This window comes from Balneicella halophila (genome assembly GCF_003096835.1).
Taxonomy (GTDB): domain Bacteria; phylum Bacteroidota; class Bacteroidia; order Bacteroidales; family Balneicellaceae; genus Balneicella; species Balneicella halophila.
Map to the genome: position 1 here is coordinate 168,970 of NZ_QENZ01000004.1, position 24,074 is coordinate 193,043.

The following is a 24,074-nucleotide window of genomic DNA, read 5'->3' on the forward strand; positions in this document are numbered from 1 at the left end:
TAAAAATGATGAATATGATTTTATTAAATGTAAGCATAGGAACCATTGCTTTAGTTTGTATGGGGATGGTTTTCTTAGTACTTTTCTTCCTTTTACTGTTCTATACCTTAATACCTAAAATATTAGATTTATATTTTAGATGGGAGATGAGACGTCAAGGGAAACATGAAACAGACGAAGATGAAAACCACATTCCTGTAGAAGGTAATGTGAATGCTGCGATAGCTATGGCACTTCATCAATATATGAATGAATTGCATGTTGAAGAGAGTGGTATTATCACAATAGAAGAAGTGAAAAAGACATACTCACCATGGCGTTCTAAGATATATAGTGTAATGAACGATCCTAGAAGATAACATTAAACAAGGAATATAATTATGAAGAAATTCTTTTTCAAAATAAAAGGGAGAAAATACGATGTCGAAGTAAAACAATTCGAAGAAGGCATCGCAAAGGTTGACGTAAATGGTACCGAATACGATGTTGAAGTCGAAACGCCAGAAAAACCTGTCTCTAAAACTCCAAGATTAGTAAGACGTGAGTTAGATGAAGATAAGCCTAAAAAAGCACCTGTAGCAACTGGTGCCGTCATAAAAGCTCCACTTCCAGGAAATATTTTTAAAGTGCTTGTTAACGTAGGTGATGAAGTAAAAGAGGGACAAACTGTTATGGTTATGGAGGCGATGAAGATGGAAAACAATATCCAGACAGAATCAGCGGGTACGATAAAGTCAATCAAAGTAAATGTTGGAGATGCAGTGATGCAGGACGATGTTTTAATAGAGTTAGGTTAAGCACCTAAATCTTTTTTATAAAACTAAAAAACATACTTATAGAATGAAAAAGTATATCGCAATACTATGCGTTTTCTTATGCTCACTTGCCATAGCAGGTACTGCTCAAGCAAATGATGTAAAAGAAAAACTAGTGAAAGGAAAGTGGGTTAACTATGCTGAGAAGTATATTGCAAACCCTACTGGAAAGGGTGAGGCAAATACGGGGAGATACAAAATCTATTCTTTCGAAAATGATGGAACCTTTGGTATGGACTCTTTAAAACAAAAATTTGTCGGAACCTGGGAGGTTGAAGGAAATACTGTAATATTACATTTTAAAGATAAAGAACTAAAGCAATACGTGGGTAGCATTAATCCAGGCGCAGCACAGTATAATTTTGATCTGAAAACTGTGAAGCTTGGCAAACGTGTTGGTACTATAGATCTTGAAGATGGAGTTATTAGCTTTGAAGACGGTTCTGGTGATGCAGAACACATGAGTGCAGCACTTGTTGGTGTCATGAATTTTTATGAATTTTCTGGTGTCAATAATGCTTCTTGGGGAAATTTTATAATGATTATTGTTGGATTGTTTTTTATTTTCCTTGCTATTAAATATGAATTTGAGCCCTTACTATTAGTTCCAATTGGTACAGGAATTATCGTTGGAAACATACCCTTCTTTCAGGCTGAAAACTTCAACTTGCAATTAGGCTTATATGAACCAGGTTCAGTTTTGAATATCTTATATTCGGGCGTTGCTAAAGGTTGGTATCCACCATTGATTTTCATGGGTATTGGAGCAATGACTGATTTCTCTTCATTGATATCTAAACCCAAACTGATGCTTTTAGGAGCAGCTGCCCAGTTTGGTATCTTCCTTACATTTATTTTAGCCGTTTATTTTGGCTTTAATCTGCAAGAAGCAGGTGCTATCGGTATCATTGGTGGTGCTGACGGACCTACAGCGATTTTTATGTCATCAAAATTAGCGAATGGTGTAAATGTTTTACCTAATGGAGAGGTTGTTAGGAACTTAATTGGTCCTATTGCAATCGCTGCATACTCTTATATGGCATTAGTTCCAGTGATACAGCCACCAGTTATCAAGCTGTTAACAACTAAGAAAGAACGTAAAATACGTATGAAAGCACCAAGAGCAGTAACACGTGTTGAGAAAATTCTTTTCCCTATCATTGGTTTGTTATTGACAGGCTTCATCGCGCCTACAGCACTTCCATTATTGGGAATGTTGTTCTTAGGTAACTTATTGAAAGAATCTACTGTGACTAACAGGTTGGCAAATACAGCAAGTAATGCACTGATTGATGTAATTACAATTTTATTAGGTCTTACTGTGGGAGCTTCTACGCAAGCAGATATTTTTTTGACCTCAGATTCTATCATCATATTTATGTTAGGAGCACTTTCTTTCGTGATTGCAACAGCGTCAGGAATTATTTTTGCTAAGATTATGAACTGGTTATCACCAAAAGATAATCCTATCAATCCGATGATTGGAGCAGCCGGAGTATCAGCAGTGCCTGATAGTGCTCGGGTGGTGCAACACATGGGCTTGCAAGAAGACCCAACAAATCACTTGTTGATGCATGCTATGGCACCTAACGTTTCTGGTGTTATTGGCTCTGCAGTAGCGGCTGGTATTATGTTGAGTTTCTTACTATAAGAAATTGATTAATAAATACAGTTAAAGAAGCTATCTTTTCTTAAGATGGCTTCTTTTTTTATTGCGTATAACTCAAAATCAAAACTCTTATTATCTTTGTAAGGTATGGGGCGTGTCCAAAAATATATAGCAGCCTTTCTGGGTATAGGTTTATTAATATTTTGTGTTTGGTATTTTAGTGCTATAGTAGCCTATATATTAATTGCTTTGGTTTTATCTTTTATGGGCAGACCTTTGGTTGAAGTACTTGGGTCTCTGCGTATTGGGAAGTTTAAAATACCCCGGGCTGTAGCGGCTTTGATTACCCTTTTAGTTATATGGATTGTGTTTATCCTGTTCTTTTATTACCTAACACCATTAGTTATAAACGAATTTAGTGCCCTGCGTGATGTAAACTATCAGGAAGTTTCTACCAAACTGCAAGAACCTATAGATCGTCTCAATTGGTTACTTTCTTCTTTTTATGGTGAAGAGATTGATATAGTTACATTACTCACCCAGCAATTACGTTCTGTATTTACTTCTAAAAATACTATGGGGATTTTTAATTCATTAACAAGCTCGGTAGCAAGTTTATTTGTTGCCTTATTCAGTATTACGTTTATGACCTTCTTCTTTTTAAAGGATAGCGGACTGTTTATGAAAGGCGTACGAACATTTACCCCTCAAGAGTATGAAACACATGTAGATGATGCTTTTGGTTCAATAAAGAAACTATTAGTAAGATATTTTTCAGGAGTTTTCTTAGAATCTGTGATTATTTTTATACTTCTCACTATAGGGTTTCACATTGTTGGAATTCCAACAAATACAGCATTAGTGATAGCGCTACTTGCAGGGTGTCTGAATATTATTCCCTATTTAGGACCATTAACAGGGGCAATACTTGGGATTCTAATCGTTTTGCTCAATAATGTGAATCTACCTGTTTATGAGAGTTTGTTGCCATTATTAGGATTTACGGCTATGACATTTGCTATTGTTCAGCTTATTGATAATATGATTTTACAACCACTAATCTATTCAAGCAGTGTCTATGCCCACCCTATGGAGATATTTTTACTGATACTTATTGCAGGTTCTTTAGCCGGACCGGTAGGGATGATTCTTGCAGTACCTGCTTATACAATCTTACGTGTAGTTGGTTATGAATTCTTCGCACAATATAGTGTGGTGAAAAAGTTAACAAAAGGAATTTCATATAAACGAAATGAAGGAAAAGGCGCTCGATAAGGCGATGCGACTGTGTAGTCGTTCTGAAAAATGTGCTAAGGATGTAAAAAATAAACTTCTACAATGGAAGGTTAGTGCAAACTTACATTCGGACATTATCACAGAACTCTATGACAAAAATTTTCTAAATGATGCACGTTATGCTAAGAGCTATGTCAATGACAAGATTAATCTGAGTCGTTGGGGGAAACAAAAGATATTCTTTGCACTAAAACTTAAAGAAATTCCTGAAGACATTATTCAACAAGCTCTCGATGAGGTAGATACTGAACGTTATTTAAATGGATTGGTGACCTTGTTAGAAACAAAACAAAAGAACCTGAAAGCAGACTCAGATTATGAAAAAATGGGAAAACTAATACGTTATGGGCAAAGTAGAGGCTTTACGATGTCTGAAATTAATATTGCATTAAATAGAATATTATGATGAGAGAAAATTTCCAAACAAAGCATAAGGGTAAAGACATTGATTTATATGAAATAGAAAGTCCTGAAGGCTATCGATTACAGTTAGCTAATTATGGATGCAGACTGGTGAGTTTGTGGTTACGAGACCAGCGTGATAGGAAAGTTGATGTACTTTTAGGTTATGACAATATAGGTCAATATTTGACAGATGACGCCAATTTGGGTGCTCTTGTTGGGCGTGTAGCCAATCGTATCGGAAATGCATCGTTCACTCTTGATGGGAAAAAATATCAACTCACTAAAAATATTAACGGCAAGCATCATTTACATGGAGGTGTTGAAGGCTTTGCATCTGCGGTATGGGAGGTTGAAGATTATACCAAATCTTCGATAATACTGACACACAAAAGCCATGATGGAGACCAAGGCTATCCGGGAAATTTAATTGTGAAAGCAGTAATTCGCTGGACTGAGGAAGATGTTTTACAAACATATATTTATGCCACTACTGATAAGCCTACCGTAGCTAATTTGACTTTTCATCCTTATTTTAATTTAATGGGAGAAGGCACTCCTTCCTTAGATGAGCATAAGTTTTGGCTAGATGCAAATGAAATTCTCGAATTTGGGGAAGACAGTATTGCAACTGGCAACAGTTTAGCTATTGGTACTACTCCATTTAATTTCCAAGAAATCACTTCTGTTAATTTCCAGGAAGTTATGAAAACGCAATGGGGGATGGATGGAGAAGGAATAGATCACTTTTTTGTCTTAAATAATTTTGATGAGAGTTTACAAGAAGTTGCCAAAGCCGAAGCTGAAAATGGATTGAGCATGGAGATTTGGACAAACCAGCCCGGATTACAATTTTATACGGCAAACTTTTTAGATACAGAAGGAAAAGATGGGAAACATTATTCGAAACACACAGCCTTTTGTTTAGAAGCTCAGGTACATCCTAATGCCCCAAATATCTCGCATTTCCCTTCCGTAAGATTGGCTCCGGGAACGACTTATACCCACCATACAGAATATCGTTTTAGAGTCGCAGATTAATGAATTGCTTCTAACTTCGTAATGTGTTGCGGTACATTTTTATAAGCTTCAGCACTATAGAAAATCACTTTGGGTGATTCAATAGCTACACCTTCTACTTGGCCTAATCTTCCTGAACGCCCCAAGTGTGTTGTTTGTTTTGGAAAAGTGAGCAACTCGTCTTGGTTATTCGATACTGTAGTTTGGATTAAATGAATTGTTCCTATTTTCGTATAGCCAATAAGTGCTAAAAGAGAAGTTTCATCATTTATTTTTAGAATGTCTGCACCAGTGACTAAGAACTTAGTATCGTAACTGCTAATGAGTTTTGCCGGTTGAGGTTGCTCAGTCACCTCTAAGGTATAATGATGTGTTTGGTTGCTTTTCCATTCTTTCGTAAACAAATGCAGTTTCCCGTTAAAGTAACAGATGGCTTCACAATCAAAATCATGTTTATGAGATTGTTTTTCAAAATTCGTTTGTTCGGGATAATAAAAAGAGATTTTCTTTGCTTTCACTTCTTGCGTTACTTTATTGGGCTCTATATCATCTCTATCTATATAGTAAATACAAAGGTCTTTTCGGTTACCCCTGTTATTTCCAGCATCAGCAATAAAGATATGTGAATCATTCATCGCCATAGATTCCCAATCGATATTTTTTGCATCTAAGAGCCGTATTGTCTGAACAATTCTACCATCATTATTGATCTTATAAAGTTCGGGTTCACCACCACTATCGTTGAAGCCGTAAAAGCTGTCATCAACTAGTTGTAAGCCAGAAATTTCATCTAGTTTTTTATCTATTGTAAAAGAGGTGCTGTTGAATGTGGTTTTAGGTACTTTATTTTCTTGTGAGTTGAACTGGGAAGTCGTGTCACAGGAGAAAAGTGCAATAAGTAAGAAAAATGCTAAAATAGGATTATTTCTGTATTTCATTTTTATAATATTTGGATACTAAGATAAAATAATTCCAGCTGAATATTGTATTTTTAGTTATTATCGTAATATTAAAATAGAAATAGTTGCCAAGTAGAAGAAAAAAAGTTATCAGTCTTATTGTTGCAGGAGGAGTTCTTGTACAACTTTTTTTGGAGGCAAACAAGATTTATCATTGGATTCCTAATGATATAAAAACATTAGCGATAATAAGAATTGTGCTATTAGTTTGCTTGCTTTTCTGTTTAGTTTATCTAATGGTTGATAAAAAGAGGAAGCATTAATTTAAAAAATTTCTAATAAACTTTTTAGCTCATGTATTTCTTTATCAGCTGGGTGCTCAGAAGTGTGTCTATTGGGGTTGAAGTACACAGTAAATAGTCCTGCATTATGAGCCCCTTGTATGTCAGTAATCAGGTCGTCCCCAATCATAGCTGCTTTTGGTGCAGTTGTATTTGCACATTGCAAAGCATATTCAAAAGCTCGAATGTCTGGTTTGTGATGGAACGCATTCTCTGAGGTAGATACAGTCTCGAAAAAATCATTAAGCTTAGAATTTTCTAACTTTTTGAATTGCACTTCATTGAAACCGTTGGTAATAATATGTAAAGTATAGCCTCTGTCTTTTAGTGCATGTAAAACACTATGGGTTTCAGGAAATACGGATGTTTGCAAAGGAGACAATTCAACATATTGTTTACTCATCTCTGCACACATTTTTTTGTCTTTACCTATGATATAATAGAATCGTGAACACCGAATATCGTCCTTGGTGATTTCTTTTTTATAGTATTTTTGCCAAAGCCCCTCGTTAATTTCTTTATATTTTTTATGGAAGAGTAAGAAGTTTGGGAAGAATTGTTGTAAGTTGTAGTCTTGATAAAGCATTTTGAGTACCGTCTCAGAATTTGTTTCGAAGTCCCAAAGTGTTCTATCTAAGTCAAAAAATAAATGTCGGATATCTTTCATATTCTTATTTCGATATTGGGTAAAAGATGGTCTATCATTCTTGATAACCTGCAACAACTATAACAATTTCTCCTTTTACTGTTTTTTGAGAAAAATGTTTCTCCAATTCAACTAATGTTCCTCTTGCATTTTCTTCATACATTTTAGTTAGTTCTCTTGACACTGACGCCTGTCTATTTCCCCAGAACTCATGAAGTTGCTTGAGTGTTTTCACTAACCGGTAAGGTGATTCGTAAAGTACGATAGTTCTCGGCTCTGTAGCAAGTTCCTTCAGTCGAGTTTGTCTTCCTTTTTTCTGTGGAAGAAAGCCTTCAAAAAGAAAACGGTCTGTTGGCAAGCCTGAATTTACTAATGCAGGAACAAATGCAGTAGCACCAGGCAAACATTCTACTTCAACCTTATGCTCAATACAAGCTCGTATCAAGAGGAAACCAGGGTCAGAAATTCCCGGTGTCCCGGCATCGCTAATGAGAGCATAGGTTGCGTCTTGCTGAAGTTCCTCAATGATGCTGTCCACACGTTGGTGCTCATTGAATTTGTGAAAAGACTTTAGCGGAGAACTTATTTCAAAATGTTTTAGCAATTTACCACTTGTGCGGGTATCTTCTGCCAAGATGCAATCTACCTCTTTTAAAACACGTAGAGCCCGAAGCGTAATATCTTCAAGGTTTCCGATTGGTGTTGGTACAATAATAAGTTTCCCCATAGACTAAAAACAAAACAGCCTAAAAAATATCATTCAATAAGAAAAATACTTTCTAGGCTATTTCGGAATATTTTATTGAGACTATTTTCCTTGAGCTAATTTAGCACGAGTAATGTATTTATCCGCATCTCTTCCCTCAATAGAATTAGCATATTTTTCTTTTAATTCTGTATAAGCTTCAATAGCTTTATCGTATTTGCCTAATTTTTCATAAGCCAATCCAGCGCGTTGCAAATAAATAGGGGTAGAAAAATTATTAGGATTTATTGTTGAAGCCTCTTCATAAGTACTTGCAGCCTTATCGTAATTACCTAACTCAAAATGGCAATCAGCTTTTGCTGCTACAGCGATACTTTTTAAAAGATAATCATCAGAGCTAAAGTCATCTAAATAATCAATAGCTTTTTCGTATTCTCCTAAATTTTTATAAGAAATTCCAGCGTAATAATGAGCTAAATTTCCTGCTTTGGTAGAACCATAATCATCAATTACCTCTAAGAAGCCAGGAGCTTGGTTTCCAACTTCACTCACACCATCTAATGCTTTTTGATACTCTTCGGCTTTGAAAAACTCTTCTGCTTGATACATATTAGATAATGCCTCATCTTCTTTAGGAGCTTTATAGAACTTATTGTAAGCAAAATAAGCTAAAACAATCGCCACAATAGCTAATACTACAATGATAATAGTCTTTTGATTACTCTCAATAAATTGTTCCGTTTTGGTTAAAGATTCCTCAATATTCCCGAAGCTCTCTTCAATTTCAGAACTCTGTTTTTTCTGATGTTTCTTCTTTGACATAATTTTTTTCTGTTTACCTAAATATTTTGCAAAAGTAAAACCTTTTGCGCTATTTCTTAGTACCTTTTGTTAAAAAAATAATTTTTAATTTTTATTTTGCGTATTGTACTGCACGAACTTCACGTATCACTGTGATTTTTACTTGACCTGGATACGTCATTTCATCTTGTATTTGTTTCGCAATATCATAAGAAAGAGCTTCAATATGATTGTCTGCAACTTTATCGCTACTTACAATTACCCGCAGTTCACGTCCAGCTTGTACGGCATAGGTTTTGAGTACGCCAGGATGAGATAAAGCAATAGATTCAAGTTCTTTGAGTCGTTTTATGTAAGATTCAGCAATTTCCCTGCGTGCTCCTGGTCTTGCCCCGGATATGGCATCACACACTTGAATAATAGGTGCATACATAGAAGTCATCTCTATTTCATCATGGTGTGCACCAATTGCATTACAAACGATAGGTTTCTCTTTGCATCGTTCGGCAATCTTCATACCTAGTATAGCATGTGGCAAGTCTGTTTCGTCCTCAGGCACCTTACCAATATCATGTAGTAAACCAGCACGTTTAGCAATATTTGCTTTCAATCCTAATTCAGATGCCATCACTGCACAGAGGTTAGCTACCTCGCGTGAGTGTTGCAATAGATTTTGACCGTAAGAGGAGCGATACTTCATTCGCCCTACCATTCTAATAAGATCCGGATGAAGACCATGGATACCTAAATCGATAGCTGTACGCTTACCAGTTTCCATAATTTCTTCTTCCAATTGCTTCTTAACTTTCTCTACAACTTCCTCAATTCTAGCAGGATGGATGCGTCCATCAGTCACCAGTTGGTGAAGTGCTAATCTTGCAATCTCGCGACGTACAGGGTCAAATCCAGAGAGAATAATTGCCTCAGGCGTATCATCTACGATAATTTCGATTCCTGTAGCTGCTTCTAAAGCTCTAATATTACGCCCTTCACGACCAATGATTCGTCCTTTAATCTCGTCAGAGTCAATATTAAAGACAGTAACAGAATTTTCAATAGCAGTTTCTGCACCGATGCGCTGTATCGTATTGATTATTAATTTTTTAGCTTCTAAATTAGCAGACATTTTAGCCTCTTCCATCGTGCTGTTGATGTAAGCCATAGCATCCGTTTTGGCTTCGTCTTTTACAGCCTCTGTCAGTTTTTTCTTCGCTTCTTCAGCCGATAAACCAGAAATTTCTTCTAATTGTAAACGTTGCTTTTCTTGAGCATTTGCAAGTTCCTCTTTTTTACTTTCTAAAATGTTGAGTTGCTTTTCAAGACTCTTTTTTATTATGTCGTTTTCCTTAATGTTTTTGTTCGCGTCTTGGAGTTTTTGATTTAATGTATTCTCCTTTTGTTTTAACCTGTTTTCAGCAACAGACATTTTGTTGTTTCTCTCGTTGATTGTTTTTTCATGCTCTTCCTTAAGTTGCAAGAATTTCTCTTTTGCCTGTAGTATCTTCTCCTTCTTTACTACCTCAGCTTCAGCTTTTGCTTCTTCAAGGAAGTTGAATGCTCTCTTTTTCATCAGCTTAGTGATAATAAGAAATGCAATTCCAGCCCCAGCTAAAAAAGCAATTAGACTTATTATAAATATCTCCATAGTATTTGTTATATCATTAATTTTAAATAAATAAAAAACCCGCACCTTCCTAAATGTCTAAAAAACCCTGTAAAAACATGGGTAGAGTTGCCTTCCGGGTCAAACGTCCACTGGTTTCCGAAGAAACTATGCCGAAGCATATGAGGCCTGTTTTTGCCGAAAATGAGCTTATCTCTAATGTGATAATTGTTGAGTTTCAGCCATTATAGGAAACATGCGGGTTAATGTTTACCTTTATGTATGTTAAAGAACGTTTTTATTAATTATTTATGATGCTGTCCTCCAGCATTATTCTTATTTCTTCCAAATCATTTTCTATGCTATCCTTATCTTGTATCTTGTTTTCTTTAATAAGACTGCCTACCACTTCCAAAGCTACCCCAGCCATAATTTTCTCCTGACTTAGAGTGCTGTGTTTTGTCTCATTTTGCCAAGTTCTAATCTTGTCATTTAATAACTTAGCTGCTTTCCTTAAGACTTCCTCCTCCTCTGTGGTCACTGTCAACGGAAAATGGTGTTCCGCTATATACAAGTTTATGGATATCTTTTTTTCCATCACAAGTTTTGAATTAATACCATGCACTGATCAATCTCCCGCATCAGCTTTGAAATTTGCATCTTAGCCTCGCTTGATTCTCCATCTCCCTGCACCGCTTTAGCCAATTTCAATATGTTATAATCCTCTTGTAGTTGTTGCAATTGGTTTTGCATCTCCTCTTTCTCTACATCCCAAGACTTTTTCTCCAATTCCAACTCTGAAACACGTTCTTTTAATCTTTCGTTTAATGTAACTAAGACTAAAACCATTCGCTTAATCTCGACAATGGTATCTGTCAAATAGCTTTCATCATGTTCCATATTAATTACAAATATAAGGTTTTTGTGCCAAATAGACAAAATTTGATGAATTGTCTATAGGAACAAGATTATAGTTTTCTGCAACGAAGCATATCCCTTTTCCCTGGAGGTCCTGGTAGTCTTTTCACTTCTAAACCTAATTCTCTGAACGCCCGCTTTACAGTGCCTTTTGTGGAATAGGTCGTTACGAAACCTCCTTTTGTGAGAGTCGATGATACTTTTTTAATAATGTTGGGTGCCCACATCTCTGGCTGTTTGTCGGGTGCAAATGCATCGTAATAAATCAAGTCATACTGTTCTGTAAATTCATAATCCAATAAGTCAGCTTGAATTTTCTTTAGACAAAAATATGGTGTGATATCGACTGTTTTATCACATGGGATAGCATGTAATTGTTCCAGTAATTTTGCCCTTCCTTTCCCAAAGTCTAACTGCTTAGTTATTTCTTTACTTAGGAAATTTTTTTCAATAGAATGATAGATAATTTTCTTCTTTTGTCTTGATGTTTCTTCGCAAGTAAGTAGTGCATTGAGCCCGGTTCCAAACCCTATCTCTAAGATGCGACTTTGCTCATTTGTTAGTTGCTGAAATCCCGCCTGTATATAAACATGATTTGATTCTTGTATGGCTCCATGGATAGAATGATAATGTTCTTGTAAATCCTCACGAAATAGGGTGGTAGACCCATCTTCCGTTACTTTTATTTTAGGTGTCATTTAGGACGTTTTTTTAGAATGAGAAGAAATCCAATGAAAAGAATTACACCTTTCAAGATACTTGTAATATTGTATGACCACCAAACGCCGGTGATAGGAACTAGCTCTTGGGGAATATATGAGGAAAATTCTGGTAGTGCCCAAGCTAAACTGCCCGTAAAAAGTAGTGCCAGAGGTATACGTGCCACATTAATTGAGACACTGGTTATAGCAACGGGAACAGACCTCCCTATTCCATTGAACGCCCCACTGGAGATGATTTCCAGACACATAAATGCTTGCGATATTGAGAGTATTAATAAATAAACAACACCCAAATTGTATATTTCAGATTCTTCTGGAGATATAAATAAGCCAAAAATGAAGTCACCATGGAAAATGAAGAGATATGTTGCTACAATTCCAAACCCAATACCCAATTTAAGTGCCGTAAAGAAACCTTTACGTATTCGTTCCCAATTTTCTGCTCCATAATTTTGCCCGGTAAATGTACCTAGAGCTGTTGCAAAACCACTGGCTGTCATCCATGACAGTGCCTCAATTTGTGCCCCAATAGATTGCACCGAGATGGGGCGACCGTCCCCATGTGCTGCATTGATGACAATCTTTGCCATAACCATTGTTACGAAAGCAAGAAACAAGGATTGCAATGAGAGTGGTCCTCCAATTTTAAAAATTCTGTTGAGGTATTGTAAATCAAAATGAAATTTGTGCAAAGGAAGAAAATAAAGTCTTGTTTTAAACGGTTGTTTAAAGTATAGGATTAGCAAGAAAGTCACAAATACAATCATCTGAGAAATTACGGTAGCGTAAGCTGCACCTGCTACACCCCATTTAGGGAAAGGTCCCCAACCTAAAATAAGACAGGGGTCTAAAACAAGATTAATACCCAGACCAATACTGGTAACTAATAAGGGGATTTTCGTATTACCAATTCCATTGTATGTTCCTGTGAAGGAGAGGTTCGTGTAGCTAAAAGGCATGCCTATGGCTACAATGGATAAGTATTTTACAGAGGCTTCATTAATTTTAGGATTTTCAATACCAAAGAGTCCAATAATATCTGGAGCCATAAGATAAATAAAAAAAGCATAAACACTGGACAGGAGCAAAGCCGTGGTGGTAGCATTTCGGATATATTTTAACGCATCAGGTAGGTTGTCCCTGCCAATAGACTGGGCAATATTAACTTCACCTCCTAATTTTGTAAAAAAGATAATAGAGCGACCTACCCAAACGATATAGAATGCTGTTCCCACACCACTAACAATTTCACTGCCTAGCGAGCCAAGTATGGCCATATCAACCAAATTGTACGACATTTGCACAAAAGAGGTCAATATCACAGGAATTGCTAATTTTACCAATTGTGAAGATATGTTGCCTTTTGTAAGTTGATTGATTTGCGCCATATATTTTTTGCTTTTTACGAGGACAAAAGTATTACTTAAGTTGAAACGAGAAAAGAAAATAAGAAAGATAATTCATATGGATATGGATGCATTTTACGCATCCGTAGAGCAGTTGGATTTCCCGGAGCTACGCGGTAAGCCCATAGCGGTTGGCGGGGGCACTCAGCGGGGAGTCGTTGCTGCCGCTAGCTATGAAGCAAGAAAATATGGGGTGCGTTCAGCTATGTCTAATGCAGAAGCACTACGAAGGTGCCCTCATATCATTTTTGTGAAGTCAAGATCCCGTCGTTATAAAGAAATCTCTCAGAAATTGATGGCAATGTTCCATGAATATACTGACCTCGTAGAACCCTTGTCGATAGATGAAGCTTTTTTGGATGTTACGGAAAACAAGAAAGAAGAACCCTATGCTATGTCTATTGCAGAAGAAATTCGCAGTCGTGTGAAAAAAGAATTCGGGCTTACCGTCTCTGCAGGAGTTTCATACAATAAGTTCTTAGCTAAAACGGCATCTGATGTGAATAAACCTGATGGCATGTTCGTTATTACACCTAAGAGAACGCAGCAGTTTTTAGATATTCTTCCGATTCGCAGATTTCATGGTGTGGGTAAGGTCACTGCCAAGAAAATGACGCGTTTGGGAATAGAGAATGGCAAAGACTTGAAAGAATTCTTAGAAAATGATTTGGTAAGGCATTTTGGGAAAGTTGGGCATTTCTATTACAATATTGTAAGAGGTATTGACAACAGACCTGTACAGGCTGATAGGGTGCGCAAATCAATAGGTACTGAAGAAACATTCTTGACAGATATTACTGATAGAGAACAGGTGGTGGAAGCTTTGGAGGAAATCGCCAAAGAGTTGAATCGTAGAGCTATGCAAAAGAACGTAGGTGGCTATACTATTACTTTAAAGGTGAAATACAGTGATTTTAAGAAAATATCACGGAGCAGAACCTATGGCAAACCGATATACAGAACAAAAGCGATTGAAAACGCCTCTTTATTTTTATGGGATAAAATACCTATGGAACAAGGAATTCGTTTGCTTGGCATTACTTTGTCAAAATTAGTTGCCCTTTCCTCGTTGTCTGCCGAGAAGCAAATCCAAAAGGATTTATTTTCAGAAATTGGATAGAAAGTTGCGCTGTGATAAATAAGCTTATTGATTATTTAAATAAGATAAAAAGGTATTTTTCCTTTTCTCAATTATATTAATTCTAAATTATTGGTTATTTTTGTGTAGAATTGAATTTTTGGAATCAAAAAAAGATAAATAATATGTCCACATTTAACATTGTAGCTCCTAAACTGGGAGAAAGCGTTCAAGAGGTAACCATTACCAAATGGTTTATGAAAGTTGGTGATATGGTTCAGGAAGATGACCTGCTTATGGAAGTCGGTTCTGACAAGGTCGATTCGGAAATTCCCTCACCTGTAGAAGGAAAAATTATTGAAATAAAACATGAAGAAGGCGATGTTGTTCCTGTGGGTGATGTAATCGCTGTTATTTCATTAGATGGAGAAGGCGAAGTAGTAGAAAGCAAGAAGGATGCTGTTGATAAAACGGCAGAGGCAAAAGAAAACGGACCTGCTGATGGTGAAGAAAACGAAGAGACTGCCGTTGCTAATGATGATGAGCAAGCTGACGACACACCAAAGAGTGATGATAAACGTTTTTATTCTCCATTGGTTAAAAATATTGCTAAAAAAGAAGGCATTTCTGCTGACGAATTGGCAAGCATCGAGGGAAATGGAGCGAATGGGCGTGTTCAAAAAGCGGATATTTTAAAATATTTAGAAAATAGAAAATCAGATCGAGGAGCTACTGAGCAAAAAGAGGCTCCAAAAGAGGATGCGAAAAAAGAGGTGAAACCTGAGCCTAAAGCATCTACATCAGCATCAGGAGATGATACGATTATAGAAATGAACAGAATGCGCAAGATTATTGCTGATAAAATGTCAGAATCTAAGCATACTGCTCCGCATGTAACGTCTATGGTAGAGGCTGATGTTACTAATGTAGTTAAGTGGCGCAATGCTCATAAGAAAGCATTCCAAGAGCGTGAAGGTAGAAAGCTTACCTATATGCCTATTATTATTGAAGCAGTGGTAAAGGCCTTACGTGATTTCCCAAGAGTAAATGCACACCTAAATGGATATACGATTACAGAAAAGAAAGATATCAACATGGGTATTGCAGTATCTACAAATAGCGGAGACCTTATGGTACCTGTTATTAAGAATGCCGACCATATGAATCTAGTAGGCATAACAGCAGAATTGGATCGATTAGCAGAAGGTGCACGTACCGGTGATATCAATGTTGATGATTTACAAGGTGGGACTTTTACTATTTCGAACTTCGGTTCTTTCCGAAATGTAATGGGAACACCAATTATCAATATTCCTGAAGTAGCAATTCTTGCAGTAGGAACCATAGAAAAGAAACCAGCTGTAATAGAAACTCCTGAGGGAGATTTGATTGTGCCACGCAGCAAAATGTTCCTTTCCTTATCATATGATCATCGAGTAATTGACGGTATGCTAGGAGGCTCATTCTTACGTAAAGTAGCCGATTATCTAGAGGAATTTGATACAAACAGAACACTATAATAACCCTATAACTGAAATGAAAAAGAAGTACGAAAAGATATACGGAGTGAAAAAAACTCCTAAAGAGACCTTAGAGCAGTGGTATTATTTGATGCAATTAGGGCGCATCATTGATGAGAAAGCTCCTAATTATTTGAAACAAGCGATTGGCTGGTCATATCATGCACCTTATGCAGGACATGATGGTATTCAGCTGGCTATTGGTCAGGTATTTGACAAAGAAACAGATCACTTATTCCCTTATTATAGAGATATGCTTACGGCAATATCAGCAGGACAAACAGCAGAGGAAACCATTTTAAATGGTATCTCCAAAGCTGATGACCCAGCAAGTGGAGGACGTCACATGTCCAATCACTTTGCGAAGCCGGAGTGGAATATGCATAATGTCTCTTCATGTACTGGTAACCATACCTTGCATGCAGTCGGTGTGGCACGTGCCATGAAAAAGTATGATCATAAAGGTGTGGCGATAAGTTCACAAGGCGACTCTTCAGTTTCAGAGGGCTATGTTTATGAAGCGTTTAATGGAGCATCTCGTGAGAAATTGCCTGTTGTTTTCGTTATTCAGGACAATGGATACGGTATTTCTGTACCTAAGGAAGTACAGACAGCCAATAGAAAAGTGGCTGACAACTTTGCAGGAATGAAAAACCTGCGAGTGATTCATTGTAATGGTAAAGATGTGTTTGATTCTATGAATGCGATGACCGAAGCGAAAAAACATGCCTTGGAACACAGCGAGCCTGTGATTTTACAAGCTAACTGTGTGCGTATCGGTTCACATTCGAACTCAGACCGTCATGACTTGTATCGTGATGAGGGAGAATTGACGTATGTAAAAGCCTATGATCCGCTTAGTAAGTTTCGTAGAATGTTGATGAGATATGAACGTTTTACAGAAGAAGAACTAGATGCTATTGAAGAACGAGCTATTGAGGAGGTAAAAAAAGCACATAAAAAAGCGATTGTAGCTAAAGATCCAGACCCAGAAAGTATTCACGACTTTGTGATTGGTGAAGCCTATGTTTCTGAAAAATACCCTGAAGGATTGCCTAATGGGGACGAAGGAGAGACCATGAAGCTCATCGGGGCCTTGAATAGTACGCTGAAAGCAGAGTTTCGTCATAATCCTGACACCTACTTATGGGGACAGGATGTTTCCAATAAAGATAAAGGTGGAATATTCAACGTAACAAAAGGTATGGAAGATGAGTTCGGTAGTGAGCGTATCTTCAATGCACCAATTGCAGAGGATTTCATCATGGGAACTGCAAACGGAATGAGTCGTTTTGACCAAAAAATTCGCGTAGTCGTAGAGGGAGCCGAGTTTGCTGACTATTTCTGGCCAGCAATGGAACAGTTTGTAGATACCAGTCATGATTATTGGCGTTCTAATGGTGCATTCTCACCAAATATCACTGTGCGTTTAGCTTCAGGAGGTTACATTGGTGGTGGATTGTACCATTCACAAAATATAGAAGCGACCCTTACCACTTTCCCTGGTTGTAGAGTTGTGTATCCTTCCTATGCTGATGATGCTGCCGGGCTACTTCGTACGTGTATGCGTTCCAAAGGTTTAAACGTATTTATGGAGCCTAAAGCATTGTATAATGCACCTATAGCTGAGGCAGCAGTCCCAGAGGATTTTGAAGTGCCGTTTGGCAAATGCCGTGTACGCAGAGAGGGAACTGATATGACCATTATAACTTATGGAAATACGACACATATGTGTGTGAGTGTTGCAGAAGAAGTTGCCAAAGAAGAGGGTAAAGAAATTGAAGTGATTGATTTACGTTCGTTATTGCCATTGGACAAAGAAGGCATATTAAAGTCTGTGAAAAAAACCAATAAGGTCTTAGTTGTACATGAAGACAAAGTGTTCAGTGGATTTGGTGCTGAGGTAGCTTCAATGATTGCTTCAGAAGCATTTGAACACTTAGATGCCCCGGTAGAGCGTGTAGGATCAACCTTTACACCTGTAGGCTTTAATAGAATTTTAGAAAAAGCTATTTTGCCGAATGAGGAGAAAATTAAGGAAGCTGCAACCAAATTGCTCAAATTTTAAAAACATAGTAGAAAATGAAGAAGATAGGTTTATATTATAATTTTGATACAGTAAAGACCAAGCGAGTTGCTAATAAAATAAAGGAAGCTTTTGAAAATTCCGGGGAGTATGAAATCGTGGCTGTCGATGTAGATGAAAAATTGACAGAAGAGCAATTTATGGAATATGATTATATGCTTTTAGGAGCTGCTACATGGATGGATGGCGAATTGCCGTATTATTGGGATGAATTCGTTCCCGCTATGGAAGATTTAGACATGAACGGAAAACATATAGCTATTTTTGGTTTAGGAGACCAAAAAAACGGTACCGAAAATTTCCAAGATGCTATTGGCCTTTTAGGATATTTGTTGGAAGATAGAGGAGCTAAACTCTATGGATTTACAAATACCGAAGGCTATGAATTTGAAGAATCATATGGCGTTAGAGACGACAAATTCATGGGACTTTCTATTGATATTGAAAACCAAGCTGCCTTGACAGACGAGCGCATAGAAGCTTGGGTAAAACAATTGCAAGAAGAAGGATTTTAAGAAGAATAACTTTTTACTTTTATGAAGGAGGAGACCGTCGCGGTCTCCTTTTTTGTGGAAATTTCGAAGAAATAACTTATCTTTGCGCCACCAAAAAACACTTACCCAGGTGGTGGAATTGGTAGACACGCTAGGTTGAGGGCCTAGTGCCTATTGTTGGCGTGCGGGTTCAAGTCCCGCTCTGGGTACATCGGCAAAGATAAAAGACGTTAACTGTTAGTTAGTTAGCGTCTTTTTTTCATTACTACTCAATCGCTTTTACCTTCATTGCTCTATCGCTTTTGGGAGTTTTTAGGTTAAATTGGTCCCCTACTTTTTTGTTCATCAAAACTCTGGCGATAGGGGAAAGAAAGGAAACTTTATTTTTAGAGATGTCAGCTTCATCTACACCTACGATTTGGTAATGTTGTTCGTCACTATCATCTTCCATGCAAATGGTTACTGTAGCTCCAAAATGAACCGTATCTTTCGGTTGATTCTCTAAGTCAATAACTATTGCCGAGTTGATACGCTTTACCAGCAAATCCAAATTGGCTCGTATATGATTTATCTGCACACGATTTTTTTCAGCATTCTCTGTTTTCAGTTTTTCACGCTTAGCAATCAATTGCTTTTGTTCTTCCTCTAATTCCTCTAGTCCATTCGGTGTTACGTAGTTCGTAACACCATTAGGAATAGGTGCTCTGGGTACTACCAATGGTACCTCCTCTTGGTCGCTTTCTTTTACAAATCCTCTACTCATAAAAAATCCTCTTATTTGTCGTCTTAACCAAAGATACTAAAAAATAAATGTTAAATTTATACAGAATCTAATGTTCTGATTGTCAACATAAAATATTTATGCAATTTCTTACAAGTATTGCCCTATTTTTGTAGCAATAGCAATTTTATATGTATTTTAGAGAATTCAAGATTTTTTTAAGACGATTAACTAACTTAATATACCTGGATTGAAAAAGACCGTACTTAAAATAATAAAGATAATTGGCTATATTTTACTTACCATCTTTGCATTATTAATATTAGCAATTCTGCTATTACGTTTACCATCAGTACAAAATAAAGTGAAGAACTATGCGTTAGATTTTCTACATGAGAAGATTGATACGGAAGTTTCATTGGAAAAATTGTATGTGAGTTTTCCAAGTGGTGTAGCCATAGAAAACATATACTTGGAAGACCAAAATGCGGACACGTTGCTCTATGCTGATAAAATAGATGTTGGGATTAATCTTCCTGATTTGTTGAATAATAAACTAACGCTTTCTTCGATTGACATGAAGAAATTACGAGCAAATGTTCATCGAAATGAGGAGGGAGTTTTTAACTTTGATTACATTATTGAGGCATTTGCTTCACCAGATACAACCACTACAGAGCAGGAACCCTGGGAGATTTCTGTAGGTGATATTGATCTTGAAGACATAGGAGTAACTTTTCAAGACGAATATGAGAAAAATGACATAAGTGCTTTTTTTCAGGACTTAGAAGTTGCCGTGGATGATTTTGATTTAGAGAACCAAGAGTTCGATATTGATGATTTATTCTTTGCCCATGCAACTATAAATGTGAATTTATTTATGCCAGAGGAAGAAATTACCGAAGAAGAAGTCGCTGAAGAGGTTTCTGAACCAGTGGAAGAAAAGAAAAAAGCGCCTCTAACTGTGATTTTGGATGATTTGGAACTGGAAGATGTAAAGGTTCAATACAATAATACCGCAATACCTCAAAAGGGGGAAGGTATAGATTTCAATCACTTAGATTTTCAAGAAATTACTCTTTCAATGAAGGATTTTAAGATGCAGGATGGCACTTTTGAAGGAGAAATCAATAAGGCAAGAGTTATTGAGCAAAATCACTTGACAATCCGAGAGTTGGAGACCCAATTTAAATATGCTAAAAATGAAGCCTATCTGAAAGACCTGTTGTTGAAAACAGATCGTTCTGTTGTGAGAGATGAAGTAATACTTTCTTATGATAATATGTCACAACTTTCTGAAGATATTGCTAAGGTGGAAATTGTAGCGAATATCGATGAGAGTAAGATTAGTTTTGCTGATTTATTAGATTTTATGCCTTCATTAAGAAAAAATCCTCCATTTACTGAATACCCGAATGCAACGCTACATTTTGATACAGAGATAGATGGAAACATTGGCGATTTGAATATACAACATCTCACTGCTCATGGAGTTGGCGACTTGCAACTCTCAGCAAATGGTATTGTTAAAAATGCTACCGATACTGATAATTTGTATTTTGACTTGAATATAGAAAATATTTCAGGTTCTTCAACAACTATTAAAAAGCTAAGTCCACCGCAAACTATTCCTGATAATATAAGTTTGCCATCTAAAATTAAACTTTCTGGAACAGCAAAAGGGTCAACGAAGGAAGTTGAAGCAGACTTGGCACTAAAAACATCAGAAGGTGATGCCTCTGTGCTCGCAGATGTGAATATAATGCAAGAAAACAAAGAGGAATATGACATAAAATTACACTTAAATGAATTTAATGTTGGAAAAGTTATTCAAAATGAAGAATTAGGAAACATTTCAGCAAATATTTCAGCCAAGGGTAAGAGTTTTGATTTTAAGAACGCGGATGCAGACCTTACAGGTACAGTTGATTCACTAACTTACAAAGGATATCGCTACGAAAATATGAACCTGAAAGGCAAGCTGGTGCAAGGAAAATATGATGTTCAGTTGGAGTCAAAAGATGAAAATGCAAACATGACATTGTATGCTGAAGGTCGTATTACGGAAGATAAACCTACGCTTAATCTAAAAGGGGGCATAAAAAAACTCGATTTGCAAAAGCTGAATTTCAATGAAAAGCCCCTGATTCTTGCAGGTGATTTGAAAGGTGACTTTTCAAACATCAACCCTGATGATTTAAATGGAAACTTCTCACTTACAAATTTTGCTCTTTCTGATGCGAAAGATGTCTATCCACTACAAGATATTCATCTGAATGCAGTAGCTACGGATGATAGTAATACAATAAGTTTGACTTCGCAAATTGCTGAGGTGGAACTTTCAGGAGACTATAAGCTCACTGAAATTTTTACTGCTTTGACACATACACTTAATAGCTATTACCAATTTCAAGAGGCTACAGCTCAAGATACGCTAACGCCCCATCAGCATATGGATTTTGACATTCGAATCCTCTATGATGACCTTGTTGAAAAATTCGTTCCAAATTTAAAAGGTTTTGAGACTATGGAACTGCAAGGGAGTTATGATGTTGATAGTCAGTTGATAAAGGTAGATGGGGAAATACCAAACATTACATATGGCAACAATCACATTGAAAATGGGAAAATTGCTATTAATACTGATAATGATGCTTTGACCTATGAATTGTTAGTTGAAATGCTGTATAGCGAGAGTTTCCAACTGCATGAATTTAGTACATCAGGACAAGTTGCCAGTAATACGATAGACTTTAAAATTAGCACAGAAAAGCCCAAGGGAACAACCGAATTATTATTGGCTGGAGATGTAAAAGCAGAGGATGACGGTCACTATATTTCATTAGACGCTGACGGAGTGAAATTGAATACCGAAAAGTGGAATATCAGTGAGAAAAACTTTATAAAATTAGAAGATAATGGCACTGTTACTGCTGAAAATTTTAAACTTACGAATGGCGATAGTGCATTAAGTTTAGAAACATCGAAATCAGAAACAGAAAAGCATTTAAAGATTGACTTTGTGAACTTTGATGTAGCTACACTTACAAAGATGATACAGAAAGACAAGTTGTTGGCTAGTGGTACAACAAATGGTTCTGTAACTTTTGAAGATTTACAACAAGAAACAAAGCTAAAATCAGATTTAGAGATAACAGACTTGCATATTTATGAGCAATTAGTGGGGACTATTGATGCAGAGATAACAACTGAAAGCGCTAATGTTTTTGATATTAACGTAGCCTTAAGTGATAATGATAATGATGTAAAAATTACAGGAGATTATAACACCTCGAGCTCTTCATTTGATTTGTTGGTTGATATGAGAAAACTGCAAATGCAGAGTTTAGAAGGAGTTTCTATGGGACAAATAAAGGAAACCGAAGGTTACTTATCAGGCAAGCTGGATGTGGAAGGAAGCGCCACTGAACCAAAGATTACAGGGCAAGTAAAGTTTAATGATGTAGGATTAAAAGTGGTACAGTCGGGCAGTAATTTCAGAAACATCAATGAAGAGGTTCGCTTTACCCAACAGGGAATCGTATTCAATGATTTTAAATTGAATGATGAAAGCGGTGATTATCTCCTCATCAATGGTAAAATCCTAACTGATGATTATAGAGATTATGCTTTTGACTTACGATTGGAAGCTGATGATTTCAAAGTGGTAGATTCTGAAGAGGATAACGACCAAATGATGTATGGTGTTTTAGCGATAGATACAAGGCTGAATATTGGAGGTGATTTAAATATGCCTAAAGTAGATGGTACGATTGATATTACCGATGTCACAGATTTTACATTTGTTCTTCCTCAAGATTCACCAACCCTAGAAGAGCGTGAGGGGATTGTTCGATTTGTAGATAAAGATTTGCCATTAAAAGAAACCTTAAAGCCCGATAGCCTTACCAGCGAAACGAACTTGAAGGGAATGGACGTGAAAGTTGAAATAAGCATCACAGAAGATGCTAAGATTTCGTTAATCATAGACAAGGCAACAGGAGACTTTGTGAAACTACAGGGTGATGCAGAACTCTCTGGTGGAATTGATCCTTCTGGTAAAACGACTTTGGTTGGCGTCTACGAAGTGAGTGACGGAGCTTATGAATTGAATTTAGGCATGCTCAATAGAAAATTTGACATCAAAGAAGGAAGCACGATTATTTGGAATGGAGAACCGTTGAGTGCAGAAATGGACATTACAGCAAATTATAGAATAGAAGCAGCACCAATAGATTTACTGCAACACCAATTAAGTGGCTTACCACCATCTACATACAATACATACAAGCAGCGTATTCCATTTAATACATTGTTGATGATGAAAGGTGATTTGATGAAACCTGATATTCAATTTGATATTAATGTAGATGAAGAAGAGGCATCTGTCTCATCATCTGTATTGGATAATACCAAAACCAAATTGCAACAAATCCGACAAAATGAATCAGAACTCAACAAACAAGTCTTTGCACTATTATTATTAAACAGATTCATTGGAGAGAATCCATTTTCTAGTGAATCAGAAACTTCTGCCGGGACGATGGCTCGCCAGAGTGTGAGTCGTATTTTGTCACAACAGCTCAATAATCTAGCTTCAGACTTAATCACAGGAGTCGATGTTGATTTTGACTTTAACTCGTATGATGATTATACGCAAGGACATAAAAACACACGTACCGATTTGAATTTGGGTGTAAGTAAACGTCTATTGAATGATCGGTTGAAAATTACCGTCGGTAGTAAGTTTGGGATAGAAGGAGAAGCTCGTAAAAATGAAGAACTTACGAATATTGCCGGTGATTTAACGATTGACTATATGCTTTCTAAAAATGGCAGATATCTTTTGAGAGCTTTCAGAAAGAATGACTACGAAGTAGTACTTCAAGGTCAAATTATTGAAACTGGGTTAGGCTTCATTATTACCTTAGATTTTGATGAGTTTAGAGATATTTTTCACAAGAGTAAAGAAAAAAAAGAAGAAGATTAGA

21 protein-coding genes and 1 tRNA gene are annotated in these 24,074 nt (G+C 36.7%); 12 read left to right on the forward strand and 10 right to left on the reverse strand.

The window, feature by feature from the left end:
* Positions 1-14: 14 nt before the first annotated feature.
* From C7377_RS05695 to C7377_RS05720, 6 genes are all read left to right on the forward strand, one after another.
* Entirely contained in the window at positions 15-359 is a 345-nt protein-coding gene (locus tag C7377_RS05695) for an OadG family transporter subunit (RefSeq protein WP_165806860.1), read from the forward strand.
* A gap of 21 nt (positions 360-380) precedes the next feature.
* Complete coding sequence (locus tag C7377_RS05700) at positions 381-797, forward strand: biotin/lipoyl-containing protein (protein WP_116496385.1); 417 nt, start codon at positions 381-383, stop codon at positions 795-797.
* Between the two features lie 478 nt (positions 798-1,275).
* Positions 1,276-2,466: a sodium ion-translocating decarboxylase subunit beta gene (locus C7377_RS05705; protein ID WP_116496637.1), complete on the forward strand. Its 1,191-nt coding sequence runs from the start codon at positions 1,276-1,278 to the stop codon at positions 2,464-2,466.
* A gap of 105 nt (positions 2,467-2,571) precedes the next feature.
* Entirely contained in the window at positions 2,572-3,699 is a 1,128-nt protein-coding gene (locus C7377_RS05710) for an AI-2E family transporter (protein WP_116496386.1), read from the forward strand.
* Entirely contained in the window at positions 3,677-4,126 is a 450-nt protein-coding gene (locus C7377_RS05715; protein WP_116496387.1) for a regulatory protein RecX, read from the forward strand. Before C7377_RS05710 ends, C7377_RS05715 begins: the two co-directional genes overlap by 23 nt.
* Entirely contained in the window at positions 4,123-5,163 is a 1,041-nt protein-coding gene (locus C7377_RS05720) for an aldose epimerase family protein (RefSeq protein WP_116496388.1), read from the forward strand. Before C7377_RS05715 ends, C7377_RS05720 begins: the two co-directional genes overlap by 4 nt.
* Here the strand turns inward: C7377_RS05720 and C7377_RS05725 are convergent.
* From C7377_RS05725 to C7377_RS05770, 9 genes are all read right to left on the reverse strand, one after another.
* The gene (locus C7377_RS05725; protein ID WP_116496389.1) at positions 5,160-6,080 is read right to left on the reverse strand and encodes a hypothetical protein; all 921 of its coding nucleotides are present in this window, start codon (positions 6,078-6,080) and stop codon (positions 5,160-5,162) included. The genes C7377_RS05720 and C7377_RS05725 overlap by 4 nt on opposite strands.
* A gap of 285 nt (positions 6,081-6,365) precedes the next feature.
* Positions 6,366-7,049, reverse strand: a complete 684-nt coding sequence (locus C7377_RS05735; protein ID WP_116496391.1) for a YjjG family noncanonical pyrimidine nucleotidase — start codon at positions 7,047-7,049, stop codon at positions 6,366-6,368.
* A 34-nt stretch (positions 7,050-7,083) separates the two neighbouring features.
* Complete coding sequence (gene rsmI / locus C7377_RS05740) at positions 7,084-7,755, reverse strand: 16S rRNA (cytidine(1402)-2'-O)-methyltransferase (RefSeq protein ID WP_116496392.1); 672 nt, start codon at positions 7,753-7,755, stop codon at positions 7,084-7,086.
* Between the two features lie 81 nt (positions 7,756-7,836).
* Entirely contained in the window at positions 7,837-8,556 is a 720-nt protein-coding gene (locus C7377_RS05745) for a YfgM family protein (RefSeq protein WP_116496393.1), read from the reverse strand.
* A gap of 91 nt (positions 8,557-8,647) precedes the next feature.
* The gene (gene rny, locus C7377_RS05750) at positions 8,648-10,180 is read right to left on the reverse strand and encodes a ribonuclease Y (RefSeq protein ID WP_116496394.1); all 1,533 of its coding nucleotides are present in this window, start codon (positions 10,178-10,180) and stop codon (positions 8,648-8,650) included.
* Between the two features lie 259 nt (positions 10,181-10,439).
* Positions 10,440-10,736, reverse strand: a complete 297-nt coding sequence (gene zapA / locus C7377_RS05755; protein WP_116496395.1) for a cell division protein ZapA — start codon at positions 10,734-10,736, stop codon at positions 10,440-10,442.
* On the reverse strand, positions 10,736-11,038 hold the full coding sequence (locus C7377_RS05760; RefSeq protein ID WP_116496396.1) for a hypothetical protein: 303 nt from the start codon (positions 11,036-11,038) through the stop codon (positions 10,736-10,738). Before C7377_RS05760 ends, zapA begins: the two co-directional genes overlap by 1 nt.
* Before the next feature lie 68 nt (positions 11,039-11,106).
* A complete protein-coding gene (gene mnmD, locus C7377_RS05765) occupies positions 11,107-11,754 on the reverse strand; it encodes a tRNA (5-methylaminomethyl-2-thiouridine)(34)-methyltransferase MnmD (protein WP_116496397.1) in 648 nt (215 codons plus the stop codon).
* Positions 11,751-13,166 (reverse strand): MATE family efflux transporter, encoded by a 1,416-nt coding sequence (locus C7377_RS05770; RefSeq protein ID WP_116496398.1) that lies wholly within the window; start codon positions 13,164-13,166, stop codon positions 11,751-11,753. The genes mnmD and C7377_RS05770 overlap by 4 nt, the downstream gene beginning before the upstream one ends.
* Before the next feature lie 40 nt (positions 13,167-13,206).
* On the opposite strand from C7377_RS05770, the gene dinB reads away from it, so the two are divergent.
* The 5 genes from dinB to C7377_RS05795 all read left to right on the forward strand — a co-directional run bounded on the left by dinB (position 13,207) and on the right by C7377_RS05795 (position 18,571).
* The gene (gene dinB / locus C7377_RS05775; protein WP_262494792.1) at positions 13,207-14,304 is read left to right on the forward strand and encodes a DNA polymerase IV; all 1,098 of its coding nucleotides are present in this window, start codon (positions 13,207-13,209) and stop codon (positions 14,302-14,304) included.
* A 143-nt stretch (positions 14,305-14,447) separates the two neighbouring features.
* Positions 14,448-15,782: a dihydrolipoamide acetyltransferase family protein gene (locus tag C7377_RS05780; RefSeq protein ID WP_116496399.1), complete on the forward strand. Its 1,335-nt coding sequence runs from the start codon at positions 14,448-14,450 to the stop codon at positions 15,780-15,782.
* Positions 15,783-15,798: 16 nt separating this feature from the next.
* Positions 15,799-17,850 carry an alpha-ketoacid dehydrogenase subunit alpha/beta gene (locus C7377_RS05785; protein ID WP_116496639.1) on the forward strand — a complete coding sequence of 684 codons (2,052 nt, stop codon included), beginning with the start codon at positions 15,799-15,801 and terminating at the stop codon, positions 17,848-17,850.
* 14 nt (positions 17,851-17,864) lie between these two features.
* Positions 17,865-18,383, forward strand: coding sequence for a flavodoxin (locus C7377_RS05790; protein WP_116496400.1), 519 nt, complete (start codon positions 17,865-17,867; stop codon positions 18,381-18,383).
* 103 nt (positions 18,384-18,486) lie between these two features.
* A tRNA-Leu gene (locus C7377_RS05795) sits at positions 18,487-18,571 on the forward strand.
* Between the two features lie 56 nt (positions 18,572-18,627).
* On the opposite strand, the gene C7377_RS05800 is transcribed toward C7377_RS05795, so the two are convergent.
* A complete protein-coding gene (locus C7377_RS05800) occupies positions 18,628-19,125 on the reverse strand; it encodes a GreA/GreB family elongation factor (protein WP_116496401.1) in 498 nt (165 codons plus the stop codon).
* Positions 19,126-19,333: 208 nt separating this feature from the next.
* On the opposite strand from C7377_RS05800, the gene C7377_RS05805 reads away from it, so the two are divergent.
* Entirely contained in the window at positions 19,334-24,073 is a 4,740-nt protein-coding gene (locus C7377_RS05805) for a translocation/assembly module TamB domain-containing protein (protein ID WP_207778436.1), read from the forward strand.
* Position 24,074: the final 1 nt, after the last annotated feature.

Coding starts and splice junctions, on each gene's coding strand:
- C7377_RS05695 (WP_165806860.1), top strand. CDS start 15: ATGATTTTATTAAATGTAAGCATAGGAACCATTGCTTTAGTTTGTATG.
- C7377_RS05700 (WP_116496385.1), top strand. CDS start 381: ATGAAGAAATTCTTTTTCAAAATAAAAGGGAGAAAATACGATGTCGAA.
- C7377_RS05705 (WP_116496637.1), top strand. CDS start 1,276: ATGAGTGCAGCACTTGTTGGTGTCATGAATTTTTATGAATTTTCTGGT.
- C7377_RS05710 (WP_116496386.1), top strand. CDS start 2,572: ATGGGGCGTGTCCAAAAATATATAGCAGCCTTTCTGGGTATAGGTTTA.
- C7377_RS05715 (WP_116496387.1), top strand. CDS start 3,677: ATGAAGGAAAAGGCGCTCGATAAGGCGATGCGACTGTGTAGTCGTTCT.
- C7377_RS05720 (WP_116496388.1), top strand. CDS start 4,123: ATGATGAGAGAAAATTTCCAAACAAAGCATAAGGGTAAAGACATTGAT.
- C7377_RS05725 (WP_116496389.1), bottom strand. CDS start 6,080: ATGAAATACAGAAATAATCCTATTTTAGCATTTTTCTTACTTATTGCA.
- C7377_RS05735 (WP_116496391.1), bottom strand. CDS start 7,049: ATGAAAGATATCCGACATTTATTTTTTGACTTAGATAGAACACTTTGG.
- rsmI (WP_116496392.1), bottom strand. CDS start 7,755: ATGGGGAAACTTATTATTGTACCAACACCAATCGGAAACCTTGAAGAT.
- C7377_RS05745 (WP_116496393.1), bottom strand. CDS start 8,556: ATGTCAAAGAAGAAACATCAGAAAAAACAGAGTTCTGAAATTGAAGAG.
- rny (WP_116496394.1), bottom strand. CDS start 10,180: ATGGAGATATTTATAATAAGTCTAATTGCTTTTTTAGCTGGGGCTGGA.
- zapA (WP_116496395.1), bottom strand. CDS start 10,736: ATGGAAAAAAAGATATCCATAAACTTGTATATAGCGGAACACCATTTT.
- C7377_RS05760 (WP_116496396.1), bottom strand. CDS start 11,038: ATGGAACATGATGAAAGCTATTTGACAGATACCATTGTCGAGATTAAG.
- mnmD (WP_116496397.1), bottom strand. CDS start 11,754: ATGACACCTAAAATAAAAGTAACGGAAGATGGGTCTACCACCCTATTT.
- C7377_RS05770 (WP_116496398.1), bottom strand. CDS start 13,166: ATGGCGCAAATCAATCAACTTACAAAAGGCAACATATCTTCACAATTG.
- C7377_RS05780 (WP_116496399.1), top strand. CDS start 14,448: ATGTCCACATTTAACATTGTAGCTCCTAAACTGGGAGAAAGCGTTCAA.
- C7377_RS05785 (WP_116496639.1), top strand. CDS start 15,799: ATGAAAAAGAAGTACGAAAAGATATACGGAGTGAAAAAAACTCCTAAA.
- C7377_RS05790 (WP_116496400.1), top strand. CDS start 17,865: ATGAAGAAGATAGGTTTATATTATAATTTTGATACAGTAAAGACCAAG.
- C7377_RS05800 (WP_116496401.1), bottom strand. CDS start 19,125: ATGAGTAGAGGATTTGTAAAAGAAAGCGACCAAGAGGAGGTACCATTG.